The sequence below is a fragment of the Clostridium sp. AF20-7 genome, assembly GCF_003479275.1.
Classification (GTDB): domain Bacteria; phylum Bacillota; class Clostridia; order Lachnospirales; family Lachnospiraceae; genus Otoolea; species Otoolea fessa.
Genome location: NZ_QUGF01000007.1, coordinates 120483 through 145424 on the forward strand (window position 1 = coordinate 120483; position 24942 = coordinate 145424).

General features: G+C 51.4%; 23 protein-coding genes. 20 read left to right on the forward strand and 3 right to left on the reverse strand.

Features of this window, described 5'->3' with window-relative positions; translation table 11 throughout:
• Nucleotides 1-134: 134 nt before the first annotated feature.
• The 12 genes from DWX68_RS09095 (at nucleotide 135) to DWX68_RS09150 (ending at nucleotide 15653) form a co-directional block, all read left to right on the forward strand.
• On the forward strand, nucleotides 135-1970 hold the full coding sequence (locus tag DWX68_RS09095; protein WP_118629171.1) for a potassium transporter KefB: 1836 nt from the start codon (nucleotides 135-137) through the stop codon (nucleotides 1968-1970).
• A gap of 34 nt (nucleotides 1971-2004) precedes the next feature.
• Nucleotides 2005-2640, forward strand: coding sequence for an SIS domain-containing protein (locus DWX68_RS09100; RefSeq protein WP_118469182.1), 636 nt, complete (start codon nucleotides 2005-2007; stop codon nucleotides 2638-2640).
• Nucleotides 2641-2718: 78 nt separating this feature from the next.
• A complete protein-coding gene (locus tag DWX68_RS09105; protein ID WP_118629173.1) occupies nucleotides 2719-4908 on the forward strand; it encodes a hypothetical protein in 2190 nt (729 codons plus the stop codon).
• A 16-nt stretch (nucleotides 4909-4924) separates the two neighbouring features.
• On the forward strand, nucleotides 4925-5860 hold the full coding sequence (locus DWX68_RS09110; RefSeq protein WP_118629175.1) for a glycosyltransferase family 2 protein: 936 nt from the start codon (nucleotides 4925-4927) through the stop codon (nucleotides 5858-5860).
• Nucleotides 5857-7320 carry a hypothetical protein gene (locus DWX68_RS09115; RefSeq protein ID WP_118629177.1) on the forward strand — a complete coding sequence of 488 codons (1464 nt, stop codon included), beginning with the start codon at nucleotides 5857-5859 and terminating at the stop codon, nucleotides 7318-7320. Before DWX68_RS09110 ends, DWX68_RS09115 begins: the two co-directional genes overlap by 4 nt.
• 26 nt (nucleotides 7321-7346) lie before the next feature.
• Nucleotides 7347-8120 carry a glucose-1-phosphate cytidylyltransferase gene (gene rfbF / locus DWX68_RS09120; RefSeq protein WP_022360069.1) on the forward strand — a complete coding sequence of 258 codons (774 nt, stop codon included), beginning with the start codon at nucleotides 7347-7349 and terminating at the stop codon, nucleotides 8118-8120.
• Between the two features lie 400 nt (nucleotides 8121-8520).
• A complete protein-coding gene (rfbG, locus tag DWX68_RS09125) occupies nucleotides 8521-9585 on the forward strand; it encodes a CDP-glucose 4,6-dehydratase (protein WP_118629179.1) in 1065 nt (354 codons plus the stop codon).
• Nucleotides 9586-9673: 88 nt separating this feature from the next.
• Nucleotides 9674-11029 (forward strand): lipopolysaccharide biosynthesis protein RfbH, encoded by a 1356-nt coding sequence (gene rfbH, locus DWX68_RS09130; RefSeq protein WP_118471412.1) that lies wholly within the window; start codon nucleotides 9674-9676, stop codon nucleotides 11027-11029.
• Between the two features lie 121 nt (nucleotides 11030-11150).
• Nucleotides 11151-12044 (forward strand): LicD family protein, encoded by an 894-nt coding sequence (locus DWX68_RS09135; RefSeq protein ID WP_118629181.1) that lies wholly within the window; start codon nucleotides 11151-11153, stop codon nucleotides 12042-12044.
• A 110-nt stretch (nucleotides 12045-12154) separates the two neighbouring features.
• A complete protein-coding gene (locus DWX68_RS09140) occupies nucleotides 12155-13111 on the forward strand; it encodes a glycosyltransferase family 2 protein (protein ID WP_117796321.1) in 957 nt (318 codons plus the stop codon).
• A 14-nt stretch (nucleotides 13112-13125) separates the two neighbouring features.
• Nucleotides 13126-14871 carry a D-alanyl-D-alanine carboxypeptidase family protein gene (locus tag DWX68_RS09145; RefSeq protein ID WP_118522908.1) on the forward strand — a complete coding sequence of 582 codons (1746 nt, stop codon included), beginning with the start codon at nucleotides 13126-13128 and terminating at the stop codon, nucleotides 14869-14871.
• Between the two features lie 188 nt (nucleotides 14872-15059).
• Nucleotides 15060-15653, forward strand: a complete 594-nt coding sequence (locus DWX68_RS09150) for a hypothetical protein (RefSeq protein ID WP_181357194.1) — start codon at nucleotides 15060-15062, stop codon at nucleotides 15651-15653.
• A 136-nt stretch (nucleotides 15654-15789) separates the two neighbouring features.
• Here the strand turns inward: DWX68_RS09150 and DWX68_RS09155 are convergent, their stop codons facing one another.
• The gene (locus DWX68_RS09155) at nucleotides 15790-16767 is read right to left on the reverse strand and encodes a zinc dependent phospholipase C family protein (protein WP_117796288.1); all 978 of its coding nucleotides are present in this window, start codon (nucleotides 16765-16767) and stop codon (nucleotides 15790-15792) included.
• Nucleotides 16768-16824: 57 nt separating this feature from the next.
• On the opposite strand from DWX68_RS09155, the gene DWX68_RS14690 reads away from it, so the two are divergent.
• Entirely contained in the window at nucleotides 16825-16965 is a 141-nt protein-coding gene (locus DWX68_RS14690) for a hypothetical protein (RefSeq protein WP_182432166.1), read from the forward strand.
• Between the two features lie 43 nt (nucleotides 16966-17008).
• On the forward strand, nucleotides 17009-18367 hold the full coding sequence (locus DWX68_RS09160) for an amino acid carrier protein (protein ID WP_118629183.1): 1359 nt from the start codon (nucleotides 17009-17011) through the stop codon (nucleotides 18365-18367).
• Nucleotides 18368-18734: 367 nt separating this feature from the next.
• On the opposite strand, the gene DWX68_RS09165 is transcribed toward DWX68_RS09160, so the two are convergent.
• A complete protein-coding gene (locus tag DWX68_RS09165; protein WP_107000687.1) occupies nucleotides 18735-19175 on the reverse strand; it encodes a hypothetical protein in 441 nt (146 codons plus the stop codon).
• 283 nt (nucleotides 19176-19458) lie between these two features.
• On the opposite strand from DWX68_RS09165, the gene DWX68_RS09170 reads away from it, so the two are divergent.
• The 6 genes from DWX68_RS09170 (at nucleotide 19459) to DWX68_RS09195 (ending at nucleotide 24263) form a co-directional block, all read left to right on the forward strand.
• Nucleotides 19459-19986 carry a peptidylprolyl isomerase gene (locus tag DWX68_RS09170; RefSeq protein WP_107000686.1) on the forward strand — a complete coding sequence of 176 codons (528 nt, stop codon included), beginning with the start codon at nucleotides 19459-19461 and terminating at the stop codon, nucleotides 19984-19986.
• 3 nt (nucleotides 19987-19989) lie between these two features.
• A complete protein-coding gene (locus DWX68_RS09175; RefSeq protein ID WP_118629185.1) occupies nucleotides 19990-20691 on the forward strand; it encodes a GNAT family N-acetyltransferase in 702 nt (233 codons plus the stop codon).
• 55 nt (nucleotides 20692-20746) lie between these two features.
• Nucleotides 20747-21658 (forward strand): 4-(cytidine 5'-diphospho)-2-C-methyl-D-erythritol kinase, encoded by a 912-nt coding sequence (gene ispE, locus DWX68_RS09180; RefSeq protein ID WP_118629187.1) that lies wholly within the window; start codon nucleotides 20747-20749, stop codon nucleotides 21656-21658.
• Nucleotides 21642-22322 carry a GntR family transcriptional regulator gene (locus DWX68_RS09185; RefSeq protein WP_107000683.1) on the forward strand — a complete coding sequence of 227 codons (681 nt, stop codon included), beginning with the start codon at nucleotides 21642-21644 and terminating at the stop codon, nucleotides 22320-22322. The genes ispE and DWX68_RS09185 overlap by 17 nt, the downstream gene beginning before the upstream one ends.
• Nucleotides 22319-23539, forward strand: coding sequence for an aldo/keto reductase (locus tag DWX68_RS09190; protein WP_118569921.1), 1221 nt, complete (start codon nucleotides 22319-22321; stop codon nucleotides 23537-23539). The genes DWX68_RS09185 and DWX68_RS09190 overlap by 4 nt, the downstream gene beginning before the upstream one ends.
• Before the next feature lie 97 nt (nucleotides 23540-23636).
• Nucleotides 23637-24263, forward strand: a complete 627-nt coding sequence (locus tag DWX68_RS09195; protein WP_118523695.1) for an HD domain-containing protein — start codon at nucleotides 23637-23639, stop codon at nucleotides 24261-24263.
• Here DWX68_RS09195 and DWX68_RS09200 read toward each other — a convergent pair.
• Nucleotides 24208-24903: a hypothetical protein gene (locus DWX68_RS09200; protein ID WP_118629189.1), complete on the reverse strand. Its 696-nt coding sequence runs from the start codon at nucleotides 24901-24903 to the stop codon at nucleotides 24208-24210. The two genes, DWX68_RS09195 and DWX68_RS09200, sit on opposite strands and share 56 nt — an antisense overlap.
• Nucleotides 24904-24942 lie beyond the last annotated feature (39 nt).

Here is a 24942-nt window from a genome sequence, read left to right on the forward strand (position 1 = left end):
CAGAGAAACAGGCGTTACTGTTCACAGGTAGGCACTTTTGGAACCGAAAGTGCCGTAAGAAAACGTGGTGGCAGCAGGAATTTGCCGTATTTAAATGCGAAGCCACGGCAAATTCCGTTACTGGGCACGTATGCGTGAACAGTAACAAACAGGCTGGCAGCGGGGCATCGCGGGAAATACCGCGCCGGGTGCGCCGGGCATGGACGCTGGCGGCTGGCTGGTGCGTCCTGATGTTCCTGATTCAGGTGGGACGCCTGAATATCGCACTCGACTTTGATACACTCTGGTATGGTGTGCGTTCCCAGTACATTGTGGCAGGCGGAACCGGGCTGTATGAGAATCCGGGGCTGGTCGGCATGGTCTATGTGTATTCGAAGGGCTTTGAGGTGCTGACTCTGCCGCTCTGCGATCTGGCGAGTCACAGCTACCTGACGTTCTTTAACCTCTGGCTGGCAGTCCTGGGAATCGGAGTGATGGTCTGGAATGCGGTGATGTTGACGGGCGATCGAAAACGTGGGAAAGAGAGCCGGGAAGCCGGAACAGAGAAGAAACTAACGTATCGAAGCGTCTTGCCGGGAATTATGGCAGCTGTTTTGACGGTTTCGGTGCCGGGCATCATGAATATGGCGCTCACAGCCAAGGCGGATTTGATTACGTGGCTGCTGCAGCTTATCATGCTGGGATGTTTCTTTCAGTATATTCATGTGTATGAAAATCATTGGATATTCCTCTCCGGGGCAGCCGGTTCCTATTTCCTGTCCCTCACGATGAAGCCGACCTCCCTGGTCTTTTCCACTGCCGTATTTGGCATGATGGGGCTGTACCTTCTGTGGTTCTGGTTTCATGAGCGCGGGGCGGCGGCTGACCTGTTTCACCATATGGTCCGCCTGATTGGCTCCTTATGCCTGCCGTTTGGGGCATTGGTCGGTATCTGGGCGCGGACGATGAAGATCACGGGAATGCCGGTCACTTCGGTGTTTACTTCGATTTTTGCATGGTTTGGTTTTAAAATGAGATACCCATTTGCCACCTCGGAGCTGCCGCAGAATTATCAGGAGGAATCAACGCTTCATGTGCTGGCGCGGCGCATCTGGCAGATGCTGATGCAGCCGCAGGGTGAAGATATGGGGCATGTAATTCTGGCGTGGGGAACCTCGCTGATGGCGGTGCTGATTGTGATGCTGGTGCTTTATGGGATTTTCTCCAAAAAGGGAGATGAGCAGTCCCATATCTGGAACGCGGCATTGGTAATTTTCTTCCCATTTGTGATCGTCAGCCTGATCAGCCTGTCGATGCTTTACCAGATCGACGGAAATTATTTCATGCTTCTGTATTCTATGCTGATTCTGGGGGTATGCCGGGCGATGGTGTATTTTAAGAAAATCGGCTTTTATCCGCTCGCGTCGAAGTGCCTGGCGCCGTTGCTGGTATTAAATCTGATTGTCACGGCGATCAGCAGCTGGGCGTGGACGGCTGGATTTTCGGAGATTCATCTTCTGAATAAAGGGCGTGTCAATCACCGGGCGCAGGAACAGGCGCGGATGGAGGAAAAGGGAAACACGCTGATCTGGCAGGAAGTGTCACAGGATCCGGAAAACCGGGTGATCGCATTTGGAACGCATCCGTACTGTTTGCAGTTTCCGTGCAATGTGGAGTCGTATAAGGATATTACATCGCCGTGGGGCAACGTCGAACTTGTCAACTCGCCGGAGGCGTTTGAAACCTATATGGCGTATGCGAAGACAGATTATGTCTACGCGGAAGCAGGCTATCTGGGACCGGGAAGCTGGGAGTGGAGTCTGGATCTTCTGCGGGAGCAGATCCGCAGAGGCAGCCTGACCGATCTGTTTTTTGAAAATGGAAATATGCTTGCGCGGGTATCCGACACAGCGGTGCCGGAGGAAGAAGCGCAGAACAATCTGGAAATGTTTGAGCGGGAGTATTTATTTTATGATGCAGAAGCTCAATAGACATCGAAAAACCTGACAGGAGGAAATAGAAATCATGAAGGAATACGAGTACCTAGACGAGCTGATCAGCCGCTATCCGGTTCTTGCACCGGTGAAAGCGGATATTCGCACTGCCTATGAGACGCTGAAAGAGTGCTATGAGCGCGGCGGAAAACTTCTGATTGCCGGAAATGGCGGAAGCTGTGCGGATTCGGAGCACATCGTGGGCGAGCTGATGAAGGGGTTTGTGAAGAAACGCCTGGTTTCGGCGGAGATAGAGGCGGCGCTTAAAACGGTAGACCCGCAGATGGGAGCGGAACTTTCTGAAAAGCTGCAGCAGGGACTTCCGGCGATCGCGCTGACTGGGCATGCAGGACTGACCACCGCATTTATGAATGATGTGGATGGCAGCATGACTTATGCGGAACAGGTGCTTGGATATGGAAAAGAGGGGGATGTGTTCCTCGGAATCTCAACCTCGGGCAATTCAAAAAATGTCCTGTATGCAGCCGTGACGGCAAAGGCAAAGGGGCTTAAGGTTATCGGGCTTCTGGGACGCGACGGCGGGCGGATCCGTGGGTACAGCGACACTGCGATTGTCGTGCCGGAGCAGGAGACATTTAAGATTCAGGAGCTGCATCTTCCGGTGTACCATGCACTGTGCCTGATGCTGGAAGAATATTTCTTTTAAGATATATTTTGTTTCATGGAAAGGAAGTAATGATTCAGCAGGTTCATGAAGAAAACTGGATGATTACAAGGGAAAAGTATGTTATTTGGAAACAGGCCGGCAGACAAAACGGCAAAATGGAGAGTCAGTACCCGCAGTTTTGCAGTGCTGCTTGCCTATACGCTTTTTATCTGGTGGCTGGAAGTGCTGGATCTTCTGGCATGGCTTTTACATGTACCACAGGGAACGATTTTGTCGCGGGCGGCAGCGCTCGTTTTATGCGGTGCAGTCATGGCGGCAATCGGAAGATTTGAACGGGACCATGCGGGAGTGAGTCCGTTTTTTATAGCGGGAAGTTTGTTCATCCTGGCATTTTTTTCGGTCAAGGGATTTGCCCCGGATCAGAGCTATGATACGCAGAACTATCACCTGCTGTCGCAGATTCCCGGATTTGTGGACAACCTTCATTATCATGTGATACCGGGACGGTTCCAGATGTTCGGTTTCCGGCTGGGCGACCGGATGTTTTATCCATTCCGGGCGCTTTTTGGGCTTCGGATGGGGACATTGTTAAATGCGCTGGCGATGCTTGTGATTTATCGGCAGGTAACGGTGTTCCTGAGCATGGAGGCAGGCCGGCTGGAAAGAACATGCAGCTGGTTGAAGCATCTTGCGCCGGTACTTGCATTTCTGATTGTCAGCCGTCTGGAGCTGATTCAGGAGAGTGGCAGCTACATGGTCGAGCTTCTGGCGCTGCCGTTTCTGCTGGAAATGGTATTTCTGCTTCTGCGCGGTCTGGATGAGGCGAAGTGGGAGCGCGAGGCGGTTTTATTCTGCCTGTTTGGCGGAATCCTGTTCTGCCTCAAGATGACGAATATCGTGTATCTGGTACCGCTGGTGCTTCTGTATCTGTGGAAAATCCGGAAGTATCTGACGCCGAAGCTGTTTCTGGGATGCCTGGTGACGGGGATGATTCCCGTCAGTGTGTACCTGATTTACAATGGGATAGCGATGAAAAATCCGGTTTATCCTTATTACAACAGCCTGTTTCATTCGCCATATTTTGGGGAAATGGACTTTAAGGATCCGAGATGGGGACCCAGCAACATAAAAGAGTTCCTTTTGTGGGCATATTCGATGATCCGGCATCCAGATTACCGCCTGAGTGAGCTCCCGGCGAAATACAACCTGGATCTGGCGCTGATGTATCTGGGAGCGGCGGGAGCCGGGCTCTGCTGGATTTGGAAGCGGGTCAGCAGCAGGACGGGAACCCTATTTCTGCTGTATGCCGCATCCTTTATTCTCTGGGCGGCAACGACGGGACACAGCCGCTATTTTATGGGCGGAATCTTATTTGCCGGAATGCTTTGCGGGTGCCTGGTGCTGCAGGGAATGGCTTCCATTTCTCCCAGGCTGACAGGCGGCGTTGTATTTGCGATTATGTTTATAGTTGTTTACGCCGGGCGCGCTTACGATGCTTATACCTGTGTCTGGAACGGCGGGGAATGGGCGATGCGGGCGGTGAGCCGTGAGAGTATCCGCAGCAACCTGCCTTACGTATTTCACGATCATCAGCTGTTTACACCGGAAGAACGTTCCAAGATTGACCGCATTTTCCTGACCTGGTCGGATGTGGGAAGTTATGCGCGGCTTGCGGGCGAAGATGTGCCGGTCTGGAACCGGTATTCGATCGTCAATGAGCTTTCGGAGCAGAAAGACGCCTATATCGATGAAATCGAGGAGGCGATGGAGGCAGGCGAGGGCGTCTATGACATGATCCCGCAGGGACTTGAGACGTTGGAAAGCTATCTGGAATGGATGAATGAGGCGGGATGGTACGTGCATGATATGGAGTATCAGGAAACAATCCTGCAGGGCAGCCAGTCCTTTACGCTGGCAGGGCTTGAGATGGCGCATGGACGCGAAAACTGCTGGTACCGCACACAGGAGATTTTCATGGATGCACAGGAACCGGAAAAAGAAGTACCAGAATGGCGCTGGGAGAATACCAGCGGGGACGATCATCCGACTATCCGGGCGGTTCTGTGTGATCCGGACTACTGGGTGCTGAAGCAGCCATTTGAAGTGGAAATCATCGCCTCGGATGGGACAAACAGCCGGACGGCTGCTGTGATCCAGGCGGGACAGAAGGAATATGAACCGATGGAAGTACAGCTTGATCTGACAGGGCTTCAGAGAGAGATAAAATTGGAATTGGTAAGTACAGCTGAGACAAAACGGGCTGTTGTGATCAATCCGGAATGGTCCGCCAAAACGGTGGAAGAGTGAAAACGGGAGGAGAAAAATGGACAAGATAGCGGTATTAATTCCGTGTTATAATGAAGGCCAGACGATTGCCAAGGTGGTCAAGGACTACCGCGAGGCATTGCCGGAGGCAACGATCTATGTATATGACAATAATTCATCGGATCACACGGATGAGATTGCCAGGGAGGCAGGCGCGGTTGTGCGCTATGAATACCAGCAGGGCAAGGGAAATGTCATCCGCAGCATGTTCCGCGACATTGACGCGGAGTGCTATGTCATGACGGACGGCGATGACACCTACCCGGCGGAGGACGCGAGAAAGCTGGCAGACCAGATTTTACAGGGAAAAGCGGATATGGTCATCGGCGACCGCCTTTCTTCGACGTATTTTACCGAAAATAAGCGTCCGTTCCACAATACTGGAAACCGTCTTGTGCGTGGGCTTATCAACCTGATTTTCAAGAGCAATATCAAGGATATTATGACAGGTGCGCGCGCGTTTAACTATGAATTTGTCAAGAGCTTCCCGATTCTTTCGACCGGATTTGAGATTGAGACGGAGATGAGCATCCATGCGCTGGACAAGAACTTTAAGCTGGTGGAGATCCCGGTTGGATACCGTGACCGCCCGGAGGGAAGTGTGTCAAAGTTAAATACATTTTCGGATGGATTTAAGGTGCTTTGCACGATCGCGAGACTCTTCCGGGATTACAAGCCATTTGCGTTCTTTGGATGGCTGGGACTCATTTGTTTTGCGATTGCAACGGCATTTTTCGCGCCGGTGCTCAGCGGCTATCTGGCAACCGGCATGGTGCCGAAGTTCCCGACCCTGATCGCGTGTTCCGGACTCTATGTGATTTCGTTCCTGTTGTGGATCAGTGGTGTGATTCTGGAGGTTATCACGAAGAAACACCGTCAGTTATTTGAACTTTACTTGAACCAGCTGAGCATTTTAAAGAGGAGAAACGGATGAAACGCCGTGTATTTTTAGGGCTTCCGGTTATTTTGGGGATTTTGTTTTATATCTGGTATATATTTCATGCCTCGGACAATGTGGCGTATTCGGATTATATCCGGCTGATCAATTCGTATCTGCCGGATGTGGCAAATCCGGCGAAATTCTTTGTACCGGATATCCTGACGCGCGTTCCGATCACGTATCTGGGGCGCATTATCAATGTGAAACTATTTGGCTATAATACGTATTTTGACATGATTCTGGGTGTTTTGAGCCTGGGTGCGGGCGCGGCGGTGCTGGCGCTCTACGCAGAGCGGAACCGCTCGGTCGGCTATCTTTCCTTCCTGTTGATTCAGTTTGTATATTTCAGCCTGAATAAATGGGAAATGATGACGAACGGGACCGGCTGGGTCTGCACTCTGTCGATCTCCGGATTTTTATTCCATTTTGCAGTCCTTGACCATGCAGCGGCGACCCGGTGCCGGAATATGTCTGACCGGGTGCTTCTGGCAATTCTGCCGATCCTGCTGGTCGTGCTGGTGGCAGGACCGTACAGCGGCGGCTATGCGGTGATTCTGGTGCTGGCATACGGCGCACTGTGGCTGGCGGATCGGCGCGGGGGTGCTGAAACAAGCAGCCGCTCCTGGAGCCGAAAGTGCCGGAGAACCTGGTGCATCGGGGCATTGACAACGGTTCTTGCGATGGTATTATATCTTTGGAGCAGTTCACAGGCAGTTTACGTACACCGTGGAGCAGTGACTGATGTTTCAATCGCTCAGGAATTTGCCGCCCAGCCGCTCTTTTTCCTGCGGTTTCTGCTGAAAGCGGTGGCATCGTCGGTGATCGGCGTGGCGCAGATTCAGGAGCTGGAGGCAGGAAGCCCCTGGTTTGTCCGGCTGCATCTGGTGTATCTGCTGGGGCTGGCAGTGTTTGTTTCGTATCTGCTGGCACTGTATCTGAATGTGCGGTTTCAGCTTTATAAAAAGACTATTTTTCCGCTTCTGTTGGTTCTCAGCGGCGGCTGTAACCATCTGCTGGTGCTGGCGGCGCGGTGGATTTTCCTGAAGGACGAGTACGGGATGTCCTCGCGGTACGAGATACAGTATCAGATGGGAATTGTAGGAATTCTGCTTACGTTTGCACTCGTCTGGAGTATGTGCCGGGAAAAGGCGCAGGAAACAGAGGCAGATAAGGCGAAAACACGCGCACCGGAGAAACGGGCAGTACGCACACCTTTAAAGGTCTGTATGCTGGCATTTACCGTGCTGACGGTCTTTGGAAATGCATGGACAACCCGGGCAGAAATCCGGACAGCGCCGTACCGGAAAGCATATTTACAGGTATCAAGGGAGCTGGGACGGAATTACCGGACGGCGAGCGATGAGGATCTGGAAAACTACCTGCATAACGACCCGGATGCAGTGCGGGATGCGATGAGAATTTTGGAAGAAAACCATTTGAACATATTTCGATAAAAACGATGGACGGAAGGAGAAGTGCAATGAAAGTTGTAATATTAGCGGGTGGATTCGGCACACGAATCAGCGAGGAAAGCCATTTAAAACCAAAGCCAATGATCGAGATCGGAGAACAGCCGATTCTCTGGCATATCATGAAGCACTATTCCCAGTATGGATTCAATGATTTTGTGATCTGTCTGGGCTACAAACAGTATGTAGTAAAAGAGTATTTTGCCGATTATTTCCTGCATACGTCGGATGTGACCTTCGATCTGGCGAAGAACGAGATGCAGGTGCATAACAACTATTCCGAGCCGTGGCGCGTGACGCTGGTCGATACCGGACTGCACACGATGACGGGCGGTCGTATCAAACGTATCCGCGATTACATTGGGGATGAGACGTTCATGCTGACCTACGGCGACGGCGTTTCCAACGTGGATCTGGACGCGCTGGTGGCATTCCACAAGCAGCACGGCAAGATCGCGACCCTGACCGGAGTCAACATCGGACAGCGTTTCGGTGTCATGGATGTTGACAGCGACGGACACATCCGCGAGTTCCGTGAGAAGAACGATGATGACGGCAAGATCGTCAACGGCGGCTTCATGGTACTCGAACCGGGCGTCTTTGACTATATCGAGGGCGATGATACCGTCTTTGAGAAAGCGCCGTTGGAGCAGCTTGCCAAGGACGGACAGCTGATGGTATACCGCCACGACGGTTTCTGGAAATGTATGGATACCCAGCGTGACAAGATGCAGCTGGAACAGATGTGGCAGGAAGGCAATGCGCCCTGGAAGCTGTGGAAATAATATGTTACTGTACACGCATACGTGCCCAGTAACGGAATTTGCCGTGGCTTCGCATTTAAATACGGCAAATTCCTGCTGCCACCACGTTTTCTTACGGCACTTTCGGTTCCAAAAGTGCCTACCCGTGAACAGTAACAATAATATACTGTAAGGGAAAATTCAAGGAATATACACAAATCCTGTAAGAAAGTATGATATAATGAGCGCAGAAGGAAAGAATGCGGCTGCGAAGCAGACATATTCTTTTCTTGCGCCATTAACGAACGAACAGCCATGCGAAGCAGGGCGGTAGAGCGCGATAGCGCGGGTTCGTGAGTGGACGGGTGAGAAATATAATAAGAGCACTCAGCAAAGATAATGGAGTGATGAAATCACGAAATTAATTAAAAAGAGGAAAACCATGGAACTTCTTGATTTTTATAAAGGAAAACGGGTCCTTGTGACCGGTGACACAGGCTTTAAGGGAAGCTGGCTGATCCGCATCCTCCATCTGGCGGGGGCGGAGGTGACCGGCTATGCTCTGAAAGCGCCGACCGAGCCGTCGATGTTTGAGATCCTGCATCTGGGGGAGACGATTCACCATGTGGATGGGGATGTGCGCGATTTTGCCCATTTAAAACAGGTGTTTGATGAGACGAAGCCAGAGATTGTACTCCACTTGGCAGCGCAGCCGATCGTGCGCGAGTCGTACCGGGATCCGGTCGGCACGTATGCGGCGAATGTCATGGGTACGGTTCATGTGCTGGAATGCGCCAGACAGTGTGAATCCGTCCGCTCTCTCGTCAATGTGACGACGGACAAGGTTTATGAAAATAAGGAATGGGAGTACGGTTACCGCGAAAATGACCCGCTGGACGGCTATGATCCGTATTCCAATAGCAAATCCTGTTCGGAGCTGGTGACACACAGCTATAAGCAGTCGTTCTTCACGGACGGCCGCTGCGCCGTTTCAACCTGTCGTGCTGGCAATGTGATCGGCGGCGGTGATTTTGCGGCGGACCGGATCGTGCCGGACTGCGTGCGCGCAGCGGAAAAGAAAGAGCCGATCATCGTGCGGAATCCGCATTCGACGCGCCCGTTCCAGCATGTGTTAGAGCCGCTGTTTTTGTATCTGACGGTGGCAAAGGCGCAGTGGGAAAATGCGGAGCTGGCGGGCTGCTACAACGTCGGACCGGATGACTGTGACTGCGTCAATACAGGACGTCTGGCGGATCTGTTCTGTGAAACATGGGGCGGCGGGATGCATTGGATCAACCGCTATGACGGAGGTCCGCATGAGGCGAATTTTCTGAAACTGGATTGTTCCAAAGTGAAAAAGGTATTTGGCTGGAAGCCGCACTTCCATGTAGAAGAAGCGATGGCTGCGACGGTGGAATGGTCGAAGAAGTGGCTTGCCGGAGCGGATATGCGCGAGGTGACGGATGAGCAGATCCGGGCGTATGCGGCTCGGTTTGAAGAAAAATAAATAGATGCAGGCGGCTGCACGAAAGGTGTGTCTGGCAGCAGGCAGAACGGGTGCGGCAGAGAGCAGTAGCAAAAGCAGGAGGAGAAACATGTCAGAAGAAAAAGTAACCCTGTCGGACGGAAAAGAGGCTGCGCGTCAGCAGATTCTCGATCTGGTGGCAGAGTATTGCGATAAATATCATAATCAGAAAAAAGAATTTACCGAGGGACAGCGGATTCCGTATGCGTCCCGCGTTTACGATAACCATGAGATGGTCAATCTGGTAGACAGTGCGCTGGAGTTCTGGCTGACCTCCGGACGTTACACCGATCAGTTTGAGGCGGGGCTTGCGAAGTACCTGGGCGTCAAATACTGTTCCCTTGTAAACTCCGGATCCTCTGCGAACCTGATCGCATTTATGGCGCTGACTTCCCCATTGTTGGGAGAACGCCGGGTGCGCCGCGGCGATGAGATCATCACGGTTGCGGCAGGTTTCCCGACGACGGTAACCCCGGCGATCCAGTATGGCGCAGTTCCGGTATTTGTGGATGTGACGATTCCACAGTACAATATCGACGCCGACAAACTGGAGGCGGCGCTTTCAGAAAAGACGAAAGCGGTTATGATTGCCCACACGCTGGGAAATCCGTTTGATTTACAGAAGGTAAAAGAATTCTGTGACCGTCATGACTTGTGGCTGGTGGAGGATAACTGTGATGCCCTCGGAAGCCGCTATGAGCTGAACGGCGAGTGGCATTTTACCGGTACGATCGGAGATATCGGAACGTCCAGCTTTTATCCGCCGCACCACATGACGATGGGAGAGGGCGGCGCCGTGTACACGGACAATCCGCTTTTAAACAAGATTATCCGTTCCTTCCGCGACTGGGGACGCGACTGTGTCTGCCCGTCCGGCTGCGATAACCTCTGCGGTCACCGATTTGACCGCCAGTATGGTGAGCTGCCGCTTGGCTACGACCATAAATATGTATACTCCCATTTTGGATATAATTTAAAGGCGACCGACCTGCAGGCGTCGATCGGCTGCGCGCAGCTTGAAAAGTTTCCATCCTTCGTGGAGCGCAGAAAACACAATTTCGCCCGTCTGAAAGCGGGACTTGCCGGAACCGAGGACGCATATATCCTGCCGGTTGCCTGTGAGCATTCCGATCCGAGCTGGTTTGGTTTCCTTCTGACCTGCCAAGAGGGCGTGGATCGGAACAAGGTAGTCAAATATGTCGAGGAAAAGGGCGTGCAGACGCGTATGCTCTTTGCCGGAAACCTGATCAAGCATCCGTGCTTTGATGAGATGCGGAAAGAAAACTGCGGCTACCGCGTAGCCGGAACTCTGGAAAATACCGACCGTATCATGCGCGATACCTTCTGGGTCGGCGTTTATCCGGGCATGACAGATGAAATGATTGATTATATGGCAAAGACACTTCGTGAGGCATGCCGTCAGTAGGGACGGGGACCGCGGCAATTCACAGGCGGGGAGATACTCTGCCTGTAAGAAAATGCCTGTGAAAATGAGCAGCTGTGACAGAGAATGAGCAGTTGCAGAAGAAAATGAGGGGACAACCATCATGAATGAGGAAAAATCAGAGAGCCGCAGGGCGGTCAAACTGCCGCCGTATCCGGGGCTTGAGAAGGTTCACCGGGCGAATCTGCGCCTTTTGAAGGAGATAGACCGGATCTGCCGGAAATACAAGATTTCCTATATGCTGGATTCCGGGACACTTTTGGGCGCGGTGCGTCATGAGGGATTTATCCCGTGGGATGATGATGTCGATCTGGCATTTACACGTGCCAATTATGAGATGTTTTTGAAGGTAGCGCCGCGGGAGCTGCCGGAGGGAATGTCCCTGTTGCGCCCGGAGGAGATCCGGGGTGGCAAGGTGTTTTATGATTTTACAACGCGCGTCATCTATGACAACAGCCGCGTCCATGAGGACAATGAGCAGATGCAGTTTTATGAGGGAAAATTAAACCATCTCTGGGTGGATCTGTTCGTCCTTGACCGCCTGCCGGATAGTAAGGTGGGCGCGTGGAGCGCAAAATTTCTTCAGAAGGTTATTTATGGAATGGCGATCGCACACCGTGATCAGATTGATTTCAGCAAATACAGCCTGATGGATAAGCTGCGGGTTGGTGTGCTGGCAGGTGTGGGGCACCTTGTCCCGATGCCGGTTTTATTTAAGCTGCAGAGACTTGCAGCGGCGAAGGATCGCAAAAAGAAGACGAAACACTGGTATTACAGCAATTACCAGCCGGATTATCTCTATGTAACGCTGGAGGGCGCATGGTGCGAGCGCGCGGTGGATCTGCCGTTTGAGGACACAAAGCTGATGGTGCCGGTGGGCTATGAGCATGTGCTGGAGTGGATTTACGGCGATTATATGACGCTGCCGCCGGTGGAAAAACGGGTTCCGGCACATTCTTCGATAGCGATCGAAATTTTGGATGACCCGGATGCTTAATTGAAAGATGAAATATGAGTAAGAAAGATAAGAAAAAACGGACAGACAGCATGGAAGATAAGAAGAAAAATGAAACCAGACAGTCGACCATGCAGAACAGGATGGAAAATATGAACGGACAGAAACCAAAGACGATCTCGATCGTGATTTCTGTTTACAACGAGGAAAAGGCGCTGCATGAGTTCTATCGGGAGGCAACTCCGGTTTTTGAGGCGCTGCCGTGGAATTACGAACTGATTTTTGTCAACGACGGAAGTGCGGACGCCTCGGGGCAGATTCTGGCAGAACTGGCAGCAGCGGATCCGCGGGTACGTGTGATCAACTTTTCCCGTAACTTTGGCCATGAGGCGGCGATGCTTGCGGGGCTGGACCACAGCAGCGGGGAGGGCATCGTGTGTATGGATGCCGATCTGCAGCATCCGCCGGAATGTGTGGCGCAGATAATCGAAAAATTCGAAGAGGGCTATGAGGTTATCAACATGGTCCGGACGAAAAATAAATCGGCTGGATTCATCAAAAACCTGACGTCTTCTGCTTTTTATAAATTTTTGAACAAGATTTCAGATGTGAAGCTGGAAAATAACGCATCCGATTTCTTTGCGCTGACTGCCAATGCGGCGCAGGTGTTAAAGACCAATTACCGGGAAAAAGTGCGTTTCCTGCGCGGCTATGTGCAGAATATCGGATTTAACCGGACGACCATCGAGTATGAGGCGAGAGCCAGGGTGGCGGGCGAGAGCAAGTACAGCATCCGGAAATTATTTAAATTTTCGATCAATACGATTCTCTGCTTTTCGGATCTGCCGCTAAAGCTCGGCATTTACTCGGGAATTATTGTGGGCTTTCTGGGGCTGCTCGTGATGCTGGAAACGATTTATGAGTGGGCGGTCAAAGGAACGCCCAATGGTTACGCGACGATCGTAGTGCTTTTATGCTTTATGTTCGCGATGCTGTTTGTGATTGTGGGAATTATCGGGGAGTATATCGCGATCCTGTTTACAGAATTGAAGGATCGTCCAATTTATATCGTTCATGATACAAAAGGATTTCCGGAAAAGGAAAGCTGACAGGAAGGAATCGTATGAAGAGATTAAGACGTTTACTGATAAGTTTGATGATTACGGCACTGATGGCTGCCGGAATGCCGATGACGGCATTTGCAAAGCCGGACTGGCCCTCGGATACGGGGATCGAGTCGGAGGCAGGCATTGTCATGGATGCGGACTCCGGGGCGGTTTTATTTGGGCAGAACATCCATGTGCAGAAAGCGCCGGCAAGTATCACGAAAATATTGACGGCGCTCGTAGTCATTGAGAACAGCAGTCTGGATGATACGATCACATTTTCCCACGATGCCGTTTACAACGTGGAAGATGGCAGCGGAAACAAGAACGCCATCGAGGAGGGCGACACGCTTTCGGTGCGCGATTGTCTCTACCTGCTGCTGATGCGTTCTTCCAACCAGGCGGCGAATGCGTTGGCGGAGCATGTGGGCGGAAGCCGCGACGGTTTTGTGAAGATGATGAACGAGAAGACGGCGGAGCTTGGCTGTGAGAACAGCCATTTTGCGAATCCGTCCGGTCTGAATGACGACACACAGCTCACTTCGGTGTATGATATGGCGCTGATCGCATCGGCGGCGTATAAAAATGACACGCTTTTAACGATCAGTAAGGATAAGAGCTACCGATTACCGGCGACGAAGAACAATCCGGACGGTGTGACCATCCAGCCGGAGCACAAGCTTCTTATCACGACTGACACAGAGAGTCCGAACTATTATCCATATGCGGTGGCCGGAAAGACCGGTTACACATCCGTTGCGGGGCAGACGCTTGTTACCTATGCGATCAAGGATGACAGACGCCAGATTGCGGTCACGATGAAGAGTACGCAGGCGACCCATTATCAGGATACGATTGCATTGCTGGATTTCGGCTTTCTACGGTTTGAAAATGTAAATATTTCGGAAAATGAGACGGCATACACAAGCGGCGATCAGCCGGTGCAGATCGGAGACAATAGCTATCAGCCGTCCGATTTATCGATGGATACGTCGGCAGTCATCACGATCCCGAAGGATGCTTCGTTTGCGGATGCGGAGAAGACGGTGGTAACGGATCTGCCGGAGGATGCACCGCTGGGCGCGGTGGCACTGCTTTCTTACAAATACAACGACCGCAAGATCGGACAGGTGTATCTGATCAGCGCATCGGCGGCAGAAGCGGCAGCAAACGGGGAGACGGCTCCGGATGACGGAAATACGGCATCGGATCCGGCAGCATCCAATACAGGCGCGTCCGGAAAACCGAAGCAGGCGAAATCTTCGTTCCACCTGACCCTGCCGAAACTTCCGAAAGTATCGGTGAGAACGGTGCTGATTGTGGTCGTCAGTGTGCTTCTGGCAGCGGCGTGTGCGGCGCTTGTATGGTTGTTCTACCAGCGTCATCAGGAAGAAAAGAGACGCCAGGAGGAGCGGAGAAAACGGAGAAGACAGCGTCTGCAGGAGATCGGCTGTTCGCGGGAAGAGTTTGAAAAACTGCTTGAAAAGCGGATGGGCGCGTCCTACAGGGCGCCTGGCACGGCGGAGGCAGATGAGAGCACAGAGCAGGCGGAGTCTGACATGGATGTGCGATCTGGTTCAGGACAGGTTCCGGCGGCAGATGCAGCCGCGTCCCGGCTGGCAGAGAGTGGAAAAGTAAGAACTGGTTCCACGGAAAAGAAGCCGCTGAAAGAAAAACCTGCACAGAAAGAGGCAGAGGATGCCAAAACACAGCAGGGTGTGCAGGAGGATGACACAGAGCTTACGGTTGAGGATTTGGATTGACAACCTGGATGCGCTAAATGGCGGTAAAATGGTCCAGATGGATTGTTTACGGGAAATTTTGGAAAGTATGAAGATTTTTTGAATTTTTCTAAAATGACTACAAAAACAAAAGGCGATATTATATAATAGCCATGCGGTTCGGGCTGGTTCCGGCTGTGAATGAGTGAATGAAGGGATAGAAGAACACGATGAAAAAACTTCTGATAATGATGGTTGCGTGTATGGCGCTGCTCAGCGGATGCACGGAGAGTACGATTGTAAAACCGACTTCTGAGACGGTAGTCGGAGATCCGAATTTTGAGACCCAGGAAAATGTTGAGATCGACTGGACACAGGTCAGCACGGACGCGGAAGACATGTTCAAGGATACAAGTACCTACGAGTACGGCCGCGATTTCCATTTCTATATGGAGCCGAACAAGAAACAGATCATGCTGATCTGGGTAGTGGCAGATGATCTGCCGGATGATCAGATAGGAACCTATGCGGAAGATTTAATCAAGGGATTCAACGACATTGTCCACACCCAGGACTTCTCGATTGAGATGTCCGGTGAAGATTCCTACGGCGGACTGTGGAAACAGTATGCACTGTCCTACAGCATCGTTCCGGAGAGCGACCAGGATAACGAGGACGCATGGTTTATCAGTGGTTCCTATGAGGCTGGCGCAGATTTCAAACTTCCGGATACCAAAGAGCTGATTTCCAAGGTGAAAGAGAAAGAAGCAGCAGGCGAGTACGATACGACTGAGGCGGAGGAAGAGACAGAGAACGCAGAATAAGAGGTTGTCTGCACAGACACGGGATATTTTCTGTGTATAATTAAGAGAAAAGTGATCAAAAAAGCTGTCATATGAGAAACAGATGAGTGTTCTTCATATGACAGCTTTTATTTACCAGGAACCGAAGTACGTGTTTTCACTCAACAGGTAGTCCGCTGTGATAAGACTCATTCCCCAGTTCAGCCAGAAGCGGCGATAAATCCTGTTTATCTAACGGCATGTTGTCTGTGACGGCGCTGTTTAAAAGCGCATAGACACGGCTGCATTTGTCCAATGTTTCATGGAAGAGATCAACAAACGAGGCGGTTGAGACGCGGGTCGGATCCCACGGGTTGCCCCATGCTTCGTGGTTTAGGTTACAGCTGCTCCGGTAGTCGGTTACGGAGTCCGTTACCATTTTCGCGGAAGCAACTGGGTGGTTGACGAAGATGGATTCGACCTGTGCAATGCCGAATTTTTTCTTGCCGTTCTTGTCCGAGAGTGTCCGGCAGCCGAAGCGCAGCGCCCAGATGGAGCGGTGCACCATCGCCGGAGTAACCTGGAAGTTGTTGCGGTAGGTGATCGGATAATAGGTTTCGTTGATGCAGGAAGCCAGGAAATGGGAAATAAACTGGATTTCCTGTCCATTTAGACAGATCGTGGCGGTCTGGTTAAATTCGGACGGCTTCTTTTTTTTATATTTCCAGAGCAGGATCGCGTCGAGCTCGTTTTCCAGATGTGCGTGCATCCCGTGATGCATGGAGGTCGGGGCATCCACTGGATAGCCGATGCGCCCGTACACGTAAGGATGACAGATCGAATCGGCAATGTAATGGTTTATAAATCCGGCCAGATAGGAGATGGCTTCCTCCTGCTGCTGGCGCGAGCGGATGGTTCCAATACGGCGCAGACAGCACTCAAAAAAGGCGTTTACCTTGTGTTCGTGCATATAGGAACCGACGTTGCGGTAATCGCGGTGGCGCAGGATTGGGATATTATAGAAAAACATATCCGGTCCCTGCAGACCGAGCTGGTAGAGCCAGCGGTATTTGGCGATCGTGTGTTTTAAGGGTGTGAACGGCATATCGTTGTATGCTTTCATGCCGAATATATAGTGCGTGGTAAAACCTGGCATATTGTTTTCATCCTTTCCAGAAGGACAGAGATTTGGAAATTTGTCCGCCTGTCCGATATGCTTATTGTAGCACTGCCGGTCTGGTTTGTCATGGGGTTTGCGGATGTTTACAGAAAGTGTAAGAAAATGTGGATGGAAAGAGAGTTCTCGGAAGGCAATATCACGGCTTGGAGAATAAAATATCATAGTAAATCATAAGATTGGTTTGATAGAGTGAAAATAGATATAGAAAGGTGCTCGGATGGAAGCGCTCAGAATCGTACAGAAAATGGTGTGGGGACCGTGGCTTCTGGGACTGTTTCTGGCGGTTGGAGTCCTCTGCGTGGTGCGTCTGCGGGGATTTCCGATCCGTCATATCAGAGTCTGGTGGGGAGAGACGGTTGGGAGCGGCGGAAAAGGACAGCTTTTGACGACCTGCACTGCGCTGGCGGCGACGGTCGGAACGGGAAATATCACGGGCGTGGCAGCCGCGTTGGCGATCGGTGGTCCGGGTGCTGTGTTCTGGATGTGGGCGGCGGCATTTCTGGGGATGGCGCTGGCATATACGGAGGTTTATCTGGGAATTTTGTATGGGGGCGGACCTTATGTCTATCTGGAAAATGGGGTTGGAAGCTGTTTCGCTGGAAAATGCTATGCCCTGTTTTGCGTGCTGGCGTCGCTTGGAATGGGATGTATGGTACAGGCGGGGGCTCTGGCGGATAGTCTGCGCTATGCAACATCCCTGCCGCCGCTTGGAACCGGTATCATACTGGCAGTTTTGACTGCCGTGGTGCTCTTTGGTGGGGCAAAACGCATCGGATGGACGGCTTCGGTGCTGGTACCGGTATCGGCGGGGCTGTATCTGCTGGCAGGTGGAATCGCCGTGTTCAGCTTTTATGATCAGATACCGGAAGTATTGGTGAAAATTGTGGGCGGGGCATTTGGACTGGCAGATAATGCAGGACAGACGGATGGAAGCAGTATTTTGAATTTTTCAGGAATTTCGGGCGGGATGACCGGGTACGGAATGGCAGCGGCGATCCGGAGCGGGGTATCGCGCGGTGTGTTTTCCAATGAGGCGGGCCTGGGGAGTCTGGCGGTGCTGCATGGGATGAGCGAGGGAAAGGGGAGGCTAAGACAGAGGCAGGAAGCGCAGAAACAGGGAATGTGGGCGATTTTCGAGGTGTTTTTCGATACGATCATAGGGTGCAGCCTGACCGCTTTTTTACTGCTCTGTGTATTTCCACACAATCTGACCGAGAAGATCGATTCCCTGGGCGGCAGCGGCGCGGTGGCGGCGGCTCTGGCAGCCCGTTTTGGAAATGCAGGCGGCATAGTGACGGCGGCGTGCATGGTGCTGTTTGCCTTTGCCACGATCCTTGCCTGGTTTTACATCGGCGATCAGGCACTTGGATGGCTGATGCGGGATGTCCCACAGAAGCGTGCCGACAAAATATGTATTTTGTATCACGGAGGTTATCTTGCCTCAGTCTTTCTCGGCTGCGTCAGCCGGATGGAAGCCGTCTGGGCGGTATCTGATATTTTCAATGGGCTGATGGCGGTGCCAAACCTTGCAGCGCTGGTGGTGCTTGGCAGGAAGGTACGAAGACCGGAACAGTGAGAGAATTGAGGGATTCAGATACAACAAAAGACCTCTCCAGCAGTGAGAGGTCTTTTGGTATTGAAAAAGGGAGGAGAGCTGATATAAACTCAGCTCGGTATTATGAAAAAAATTTGTAAGCATTGCTTGTTGCTATGGTTATAGTATAGGGAAAAATCGTGAAGAAACCATGTTAATTGTGTAAAAGGTTTTTTAATGAAGTGTGAACGAAATATGAACGCGGAACATGGATTCCATGATTACGATAAATATATTTTATGTTCAGAGGATCGAAAATGGCAGCCTGGGCAGGAAGCGCAGATATTTTGCGTGCTTCGTCTGTCAAGACTGCCATAAAAAATACGGGTATAAAGTGTGTCAACAATCCTTATTCCGCTTTTTTAACTGATAAAACGGTTCCGCTGAATGCATCCACTTCACTGACGGTTCCCGTATACGTTACGGTAACTTTATCCCCATCTTTTACATCAGAAAGCCCGTCCGGTTTCTGATCCTGCTCGAAGCTGAATTCATAATCGGTTCCGTCGGCGGTGATCGTAAACATAAAGTCTTTGATGTCGCTGATCGTACCAGTCATTGTGGACTGTTTTGCATCGGCAGTTCCTTCGGATGGAAGAACGGCGTCTTTGGCGTCTTCTTTTAAATCATCCATCGGGCTGCTTTCGTCCATGCCATTCGAGCTGGACTCGGAGGAGGCGGACTGGGACGATTCATTAGCAGTCGGTTCATTCACGTTTTTGGAAGAGCAGGCGGTTGCGAGCGAGAGGATCGCAGCCGCGCCCAGGATAGCAAAATATGTTTTTTTCATAGTACATTACCAACCTTTCTTTTGACTTAGTTTGCTCACAGATGTATGATGCAGGACAGATGATGATTCCTGAGCGCAACATTCATCTTTTCGCATAGAATGTCCATTTCGACATTGTGCTATACATCTTAAGCCATAAATGTGAACGAATTGTGAGGAGAAACTTACGAAATGTAAAGAAAATGGACAAATATGGAACGAAAAACAGTCGATTTTCGAACGTTCTTATGGTATAATGTGACCACTTAATGAGGTATTTTTTAAAATTCAGGAGGAAACATACATGAAAAATCCAGTTGTTACCATTGAGATGGAAAATGGCGATATCATGAAGGCAGAGCTCTACCCAGAGATTGCGCCGAACACAGTCAACAACTTTATCAGCCTGATCAAGAAGGGCTTTTATGATGGTCTGATCTTCCACCGTGTCATCAAGGGCTTTATGATTCAGGGCGGATGCCCGAATGGAAACGGTATGGGCGGTCCAGGGTATACCATCAAGGGTGAGTTCAGCCAGAATGGTTTTACGAACAATTTCAAGCACACCAAAGGCGTTCTCTCTATGGCGCGTGCGATGGACCCGAACTCCGCAGGTTCCCAGTTCTTCATCATGCATGAGACTTCCCCGCATCTGGATGGTCAGTATGCATCCTTCGGGAAGGTAGTTGAAGGTCTGGATATCGTGGACAAGATTGCCGGTGTCCGCACCGACTGGGGCGATCGTCCGCTGAAAGAGCAGAAGATCAAAAAGATGACCGTTGACACCTTCGGCGAGGAGTACCCGGAGCCGGAAAAAGGAAAAGAAAGATAATCTATGACAATCGAACGAGAAGTAACCATTGCGGGACAGACATACCCGGTAATTCTCTCCGATGAAAACGAAGCTCTTCAGGCTGCGAAAGCAGCCGGGAGAGCTATTGTTGGCTTATGGAGGGAAAATGAGGAAAAACAGCCGGCCGACTATTCATTTTGCCTTTACCTTATTACAGACCCTGAAGACGCCGATGAAACATTCCTGGAACGCGTCGTCCGCCGCCATCTGGCTCTCCCGTGGTTCATCGCGGAAACCGACCGCCTCATCATTCGTGAATTTTCCCGGGACGATCCGTTGGAACCGGCATCCGCTGAGGATGCCGACGGAACTTTCTCCGACTGGAACAAACGCGAGGAATACAGGAAACACCAGTACCGCTTTGCCGAGTGCGGTTTGTGGGCGCTGGAACGCCGCGCGGACGGGGTGCTGGTTGGAAAGGCGGGGCTGACAGACGGAGAACTGGGATATCATATTTATGAACCGTTCCGCCGTCAGGGTTATGCGCTGGAAGCCTGCCGGGCGATTGTGAAATACGGGTTTGAAACGTTGGAGCTGGATAAGATCCGGCTTCGCACGAAGCGTTCCAACACGGCTTCACGGATATTGGCGGAAAAAATGGGATTCATTCAGGTACCTTCATCCTGCAAGGATTCTATTGTATTTTGTATGCAAAAAGGATATAATAGCTTGTATACAAAATAATGAAAAAATACAATCTAGTGTGATTACACTAAGGGAACGATGGGAGGAATGACCGATGATCAGGCATCTGGAGCTGAAAGCATATGGAAAGATCAATCTCGGTCTGGATGTAGTCCGCCGGAGAGAAGACGGCTACCACGAAGTGCGGATGATCATGCAGACGGTGCGCGTGTACGACGCGATCGAACTGAACCGGACGGAGGAAGAGGGAATCCGTCTTTCAACGAACCTTTATTATCTGCCGGACAATGAAAATAACTTAGGTTACCGCGCGGCGAAACTTCTGATGGATGAGTTTGGAATCCGCGACGGTGTGGAGATCAAGATGAAGAAATTTATCCCGGTGGCAGCCGGGATGGCAGGCGGCAGCAGCGATGCGGCCGCAGTCCTGTTTGGTATCAACAAGATGTTCGGACTGGGGCTTTCGAAACAGGAGCTGATGGAGCGCGGCGTCCGTCTGGGGGCGGATGTGCCGTACTGTATCATGCGGGGAACAGCTCTTTCGGAGGGAATCGGGGAGATCCTGACACCGCTTCCGCCGATGCCGCAGTGCCGCGTGCTGATTGCCAAACCGGCGGTCAGCGTTTCAACGAAGCATGTGTACGAGAGCTTAAACCTGCCGTCTCTGGGTGCAGAGGCGCATCCGGATATTGATGCGATGCGGGCGGCGATCGAGAAAAAAGACCTCTCCGGCGTCGTTTCACAGCTTGGAAACGTGCTGGAAACGGTGACGATCCCGGAAAATCCGGTGATTCAGACACTCAAAGATAAGATGATGGAGATGGGCGCGGACGGCTCTTTGATGAGCGGAAGCGGTCCAACCGTATTTGGCTTGTTTACGAACCAGACGGCGGCGCAGGCGGCGTATGAGGAACTCCGCTATGGCAGCAGCCAGGATCTGGCGAAACAGGTATACCTGACTAGTTTTTACAACAGGAAGGGGCACGCAGATGGGGAACAATTTTGAGGTTAAAATGAATGAATATCTCCCACTCAGGGATGTGGTATTCAACACACTCCGGCAGGCAATCTTAAAGGGAGAGCTGGCACCGGGCGAGCGCCTGATGGAGATCCAGCTGGCACAGAAGCTGGGCGTCAGCCGCACCCCGATCCGTGAGGCGATCCGCAAGCTGGAGCTGGAAGGACTCGTTCTGATGATTCCGCGGCGCGGCGCGGAGGTGGCGCGGATTTCGGAAAAAAGCCTGAAAGATGTGCTGGAAGTGCGCCGTTCGCTGGAGGAACTGGCGATTGAGCTGGCGTGCCAGCGCATGACGGAAGAAGATATGCAGGCATTGGAAGAAGCACAGAAAGCATTTAAAGCGGCGATTGATCAGGGCGATGCGATGAAGATCGCGGAGACGGATGAGGCATACCATGACGTGATCTACCATTCGACCCGCAACAAGCGTCTGGTGCAGATTTTGAACAACCTGCGTGAGCAGATGTACCGGTTCCGTCTGGAATACATCAAGGACGAGGATAAACGGCAGATTCTGCAGTTAGAGCATGAAAAAATATTGGCAGCACTGCGTCTGCGCCATATGGCGGAGGCAAAGGCGGTAGCCAGGGGGCACATAGATAACCAGGAAATCACGGTACTTAAGAATTTAAAGGAGCGGAAGGAAGTATGACATTTAAAGAATTGTACCTGTCCGGACAGGTTCCATTTGAGGAAATCGATCGCTATATTTCCCGTTGGAACCGGTCGGATGATGAGCGGACACTGGCAAAATATCTCGGTCTCAACGCCGATGAGGAGGATGTCTGGATCGATGACAGCGACGAGGCACTGAAAGAAATGCTGGATAAAAGAGAAAGGGTAGCCGGTACGCCGGTTACCCTTGGAAAGACGGATATTATCGTCAATAAAAATGGATTTGGCGCGCTGCCAATCCAGCGTATTTCTTTTGATGATGCGAAGGTACTGCTTCGCAAGGCGTATGACGCGGGTGTCCGTTTCTTTGATACGGCGCGCTTTTATACGGACAGTGAGGAGAAGATCGGCTATGCGCTGAGCGACGTGCGCGAGCATATCTATATTGCGACCAAGACAGCGGCAACGACGGCGGAAGGTTTCTGGAAGGATCTGGAGACGAGTTTACATAATTTAAAAACAGACTACGTGGACATTTACCAGTTCCACAATCCGGCAGTCTGTCCGAAGCCGGGAGACGGAAGCGGTCTTTATGAGGCGATGCTCGAGGCAAAAGAGCAGGGGAAAATCCGTTTCATCGGCATCACGAACCATCGCATGAGCATTGCGGAGGAGGCGATCGAGTCGGGACTTTACGATACCCTGCAGTTCCCATTTAATTATCTTTCCACCGAGCGGGAGATCGCGTTGGCGAAGGCCTGTGCGGAGCACGAAATGGGATTTATCGCAATGAAGGGTCTGTCGGGCGGTCTGCTGACCAATTCGGCTGCGATCTATGCCTATATGGCACAGTTTGAGAATGTACTGCCGATCTGGGGTGTACAGAAGGAAAGCGAGCTGGACGAATTTTTAAGCTACATCGGCAATCCACCGGAACTGACGGACGAGCTGAAAGCTGTTATTGAAAAAGACCAGAAAGAGCTGGCAGGTGAATTCTGCCGTGGCTGCGGCTACTGTATGCCGTGTCCGGCAGGAATCGAGATCAACAACTGTGCGCGTATGTCCCTGCTTCTGCGCCGTTCCCCGTCAGCGAGATACCTCTCCCCGGAGGGACAGGCGAAGATGAAGAAGATAGAGGACTGCCTGCACTGCGGACACTGCAAGTCGATGTGCCCGTATGGTCTGGATACGCCGAAGCTTTTGGAGGAGAATTATAAGGATTATAAAGAGGTTCTTGCAGGGAAGAGACTGTAAAGAGAGGATAAATGCAAGAGGCATTTTTCCGTTACTGGGCACGTATGCGTGAACAGTAACTAGAAATGTGGTGAAATAGACCAGGGAGGCGGAAACAATGGATATAAATCAGAAACAGAAAGAACGTCTGGAGCAGCAGTTTGCATTTATTCGGGAGATAGATAGGGAGAAATTTATCGGTCGCCAGACGTATCTGACAGACGGCGAGCGGAAGGAAAATGACGCGGAGCACGCATGGCATATGGCGATCATGACGGTGCTTCTGGCGGAGTATTCCAATGAGCCGATCGATGTGCTGAAAACGGTTACCATGCTTCTGATTCACGATCTGGTCGAGATCGACGCCGGCGACACATATGCCTATGATGAGGAGGCGAAGAAAACCCAGCGGGAGAGAGAATTAAAGGGTGCAGAGCGCATTTTCGGAATGCTGCCGCCGGATCAGGGCGAAAAACTGCGCGCTCTCTGGGATGAATTTGAAGCCGGGGAGACGCCGGAAGCACGGTTTGCACATACGATGGACAACATCCAGCCGACGATGCTCAATGATGCTTCCAAGGGAAAGGCGTGGGCGACGCGCGGCGTGCACCTGAGCCAGATTCTTGGAAGAAATAAGAATACCGCCAAGGGCTCGGAGACGCTGTGGAACTATTCCTATGAGAATTTCATTACTCCGAGCCTCCGGGAAGGAAAGATAAAAAACGACACGTTACCCGAAGAGTAATCGAATTGTCGGAGGAAGCATGAGCTTTATCCGGCAGACTGCTGTCAGCGGAAACGGCGTGCGTGGCTGTTATTTTTGAGTTCGAAGAAGATTCTGTCGGTTCGGTGGTTATTTTGGAAGCTGAAGCTGTTCCAGAACGTTCCGAGTGATTGGAGCAAGTCATCGGGTCAGCTTTAGAGGAAATCAGAGCAGTATCTTTCTTGTTTACATCAAAAATGATATGCTTCTTTTGCGACAGCCAGTTCATATCGTTATCAAAAATCAGAGCGTCAGAGACGGAATCGGCGCTCTGATTTTTTGAGTTTTCTTCCGGCATGACACCTCCGGACAGGGCGGGCGGCGGATAGAGAACACCCCACCAGTTGTCGATCACATGAGTCTGCAGGATCGGCGGGGCGATCGCGTACGCCAGGACTTTCTGCTGAATCTGGTTTCTGGTAAAAGTAAGAAGAGGCAGGCAGAAAAGCAGAAATAAGAGCATGGAACATAATGCGAGAAGCGGGAGTATTCCATCGTATATATGGGAAAACTTGCACGAACCGGTGGAAAAATGGCGGCATTTATTGGTAACAGGTGGATGAATCCTGGATGCGGATGACAGAGAATTTTCAGACTGGAACGAAATCACTTGATTTAACATAATGGCTCTCCTTTTACTGAAAGAAATCGAATCTTCTTG

What these genes read in the sequence shown, in the direction of transcription:
- DWX68_RS09100 (WP_118469182.1), top strand. Translation starts at nt 2,005, where the DNA reads ATGAAGGAATACGAGTACCTAGACGAGCTGATCAGCCGCTATCCGGTT.
- DWX68_RS14690 (WP_182432166.1), top strand. Translation starts at nt 16,825, where the DNA reads ATGCTTATTGTAGCACTGCCGGTCTGGTTTGTCATGGGGTTTGCGGAT.
- rfbG (WP_118629179.1), top strand. Translation starts at nt 8,521, where the DNA reads ATGGAACTTCTTGATTTTTATAAAGGAAAACGGGTCCTTGTGACCGGT.
- DWX68_RS09160 (WP_118629183.1), top strand. Translation starts at nt 17,009, where the DNA reads ATGGAAGCGCTCAGAATCGTACAGAAAATGGTGTGGGGACCGTGGCTT.
- DWX68_RS09175 (WP_118629185.1), top strand. Translation starts at nt 19,990, where the DNA reads ATGACAATCGAACGAGAAGTAACCATTGCGGGACAGACATACCCGGTA.
- DWX68_RS09115 (WP_118629177.1), top strand. Translation starts at nt 5,857, where the DNA reads ATGAAACGCCGTGTATTTTTAGGGCTTCCGGTTATTTTGGGGATTTTG.
- DWX68_RS09170 (WP_107000686.1), top strand. Translation starts at nt 19,459, where the DNA reads ATGAAAAATCCAGTTGTTACCATTGAGATGGAAAATGGCGATATCATG.
- DWX68_RS09165 (WP_107000687.1), bottom strand. Translation starts at nt 19,175, where the DNA reads ATGAAAAAAACATATTTTGCTATCCTGGGCGCGGCTGCGATCCTCTCG.
- DWX68_RS09135 (WP_118629181.1), top strand. Translation starts at nt 11,151, where the DNA reads ATGAATGAGGAAAAATCAGAGAGCCGCAGGGCGGTCAAACTGCCGCCG.
- DWX68_RS09140 (WP_117796321.1), top strand. Translation starts at nt 12,155, where the DNA reads ATGAACGGACAGAAACCAAAGACGATCTCGATCGTGATTTCTGTTTAC.
- DWX68_RS09110 (WP_118629175.1), top strand. Translation starts at nt 4,925, where the DNA reads ATGGACAAGATAGCGGTATTAATTCCGTGTTATAATGAAGGCCAGACG.
- DWX68_RS09155 (WP_117796288.1), bottom strand. Translation starts at nt 16,767, where the DNA reads ATGCCAGGTTTTACCACGCACTATATATTCGGCATGAAAGCATACAAC.
- DWX68_RS09150 (WP_181357194.1), top strand. Translation starts at nt 15,060, where the DNA reads ATGAAAAAACTTCTGATAATGATGGTTGCGTGTATGGCGCTGCTCAGC.
- rfbH (WP_118471412.1), top strand. Translation starts at nt 9,674, where the DNA reads ATGTCAGAAGAAAAAGTAACCCTGTCGGACGGAAAAGAGGCTGCGCGT.
- DWX68_RS09200 (WP_118629189.1), bottom strand. Translation starts at nt 24,903, where the DNA reads ATGTTAAATCAAGTGATTTCGTTCCAGTCTGAAAATTCTCTGTCATCC.
- DWX68_RS09145 (WP_118522908.1), top strand. Translation starts at nt 13,126, where the DNA reads ATGAAGAGATTAAGACGTTTACTGATAAGTTTGATGATTACGGCACTG.
- DWX68_RS09185 (WP_107000683.1), top strand. Translation starts at nt 21,642, where the DNA reads ATGGGGAACAATTTTGAGGTTAAAATGAATGAATATCTCCCACTCAGG.
- ispE (WP_118629187.1), top strand. Translation starts at nt 20,747, where the DNA reads ATGATCAGGCATCTGGAGCTGAAAGCATATGGAAAGATCAATCTCGGT.
- rfbF (WP_022360069.1), top strand. Translation starts at nt 7,347, where the DNA reads ATGAAAGTTGTAATATTAGCGGGTGGATTCGGCACACGAATCAGCGAG.
- DWX68_RS09190 (WP_118569921.1), top strand. Translation starts at nt 22,319, where the DNA reads ATGACATTTAAAGAATTGTACCTGTCCGGACAGGTTCCATTTGAGGAA.
- DWX68_RS09195 (WP_118523695.1), top strand. Translation starts at nt 23,637, where the DNA reads ATGGATATAAATCAGAAACAGAAAGAACGTCTGGAGCAGCAGTTTGCA.
- DWX68_RS09105 (WP_118629173.1), top strand. Translation starts at nt 2,719, where the DNA reads ATGTTATTTGGAAACAGGCCGGCAGACAAAACGGCAAAATGGAGAGTC.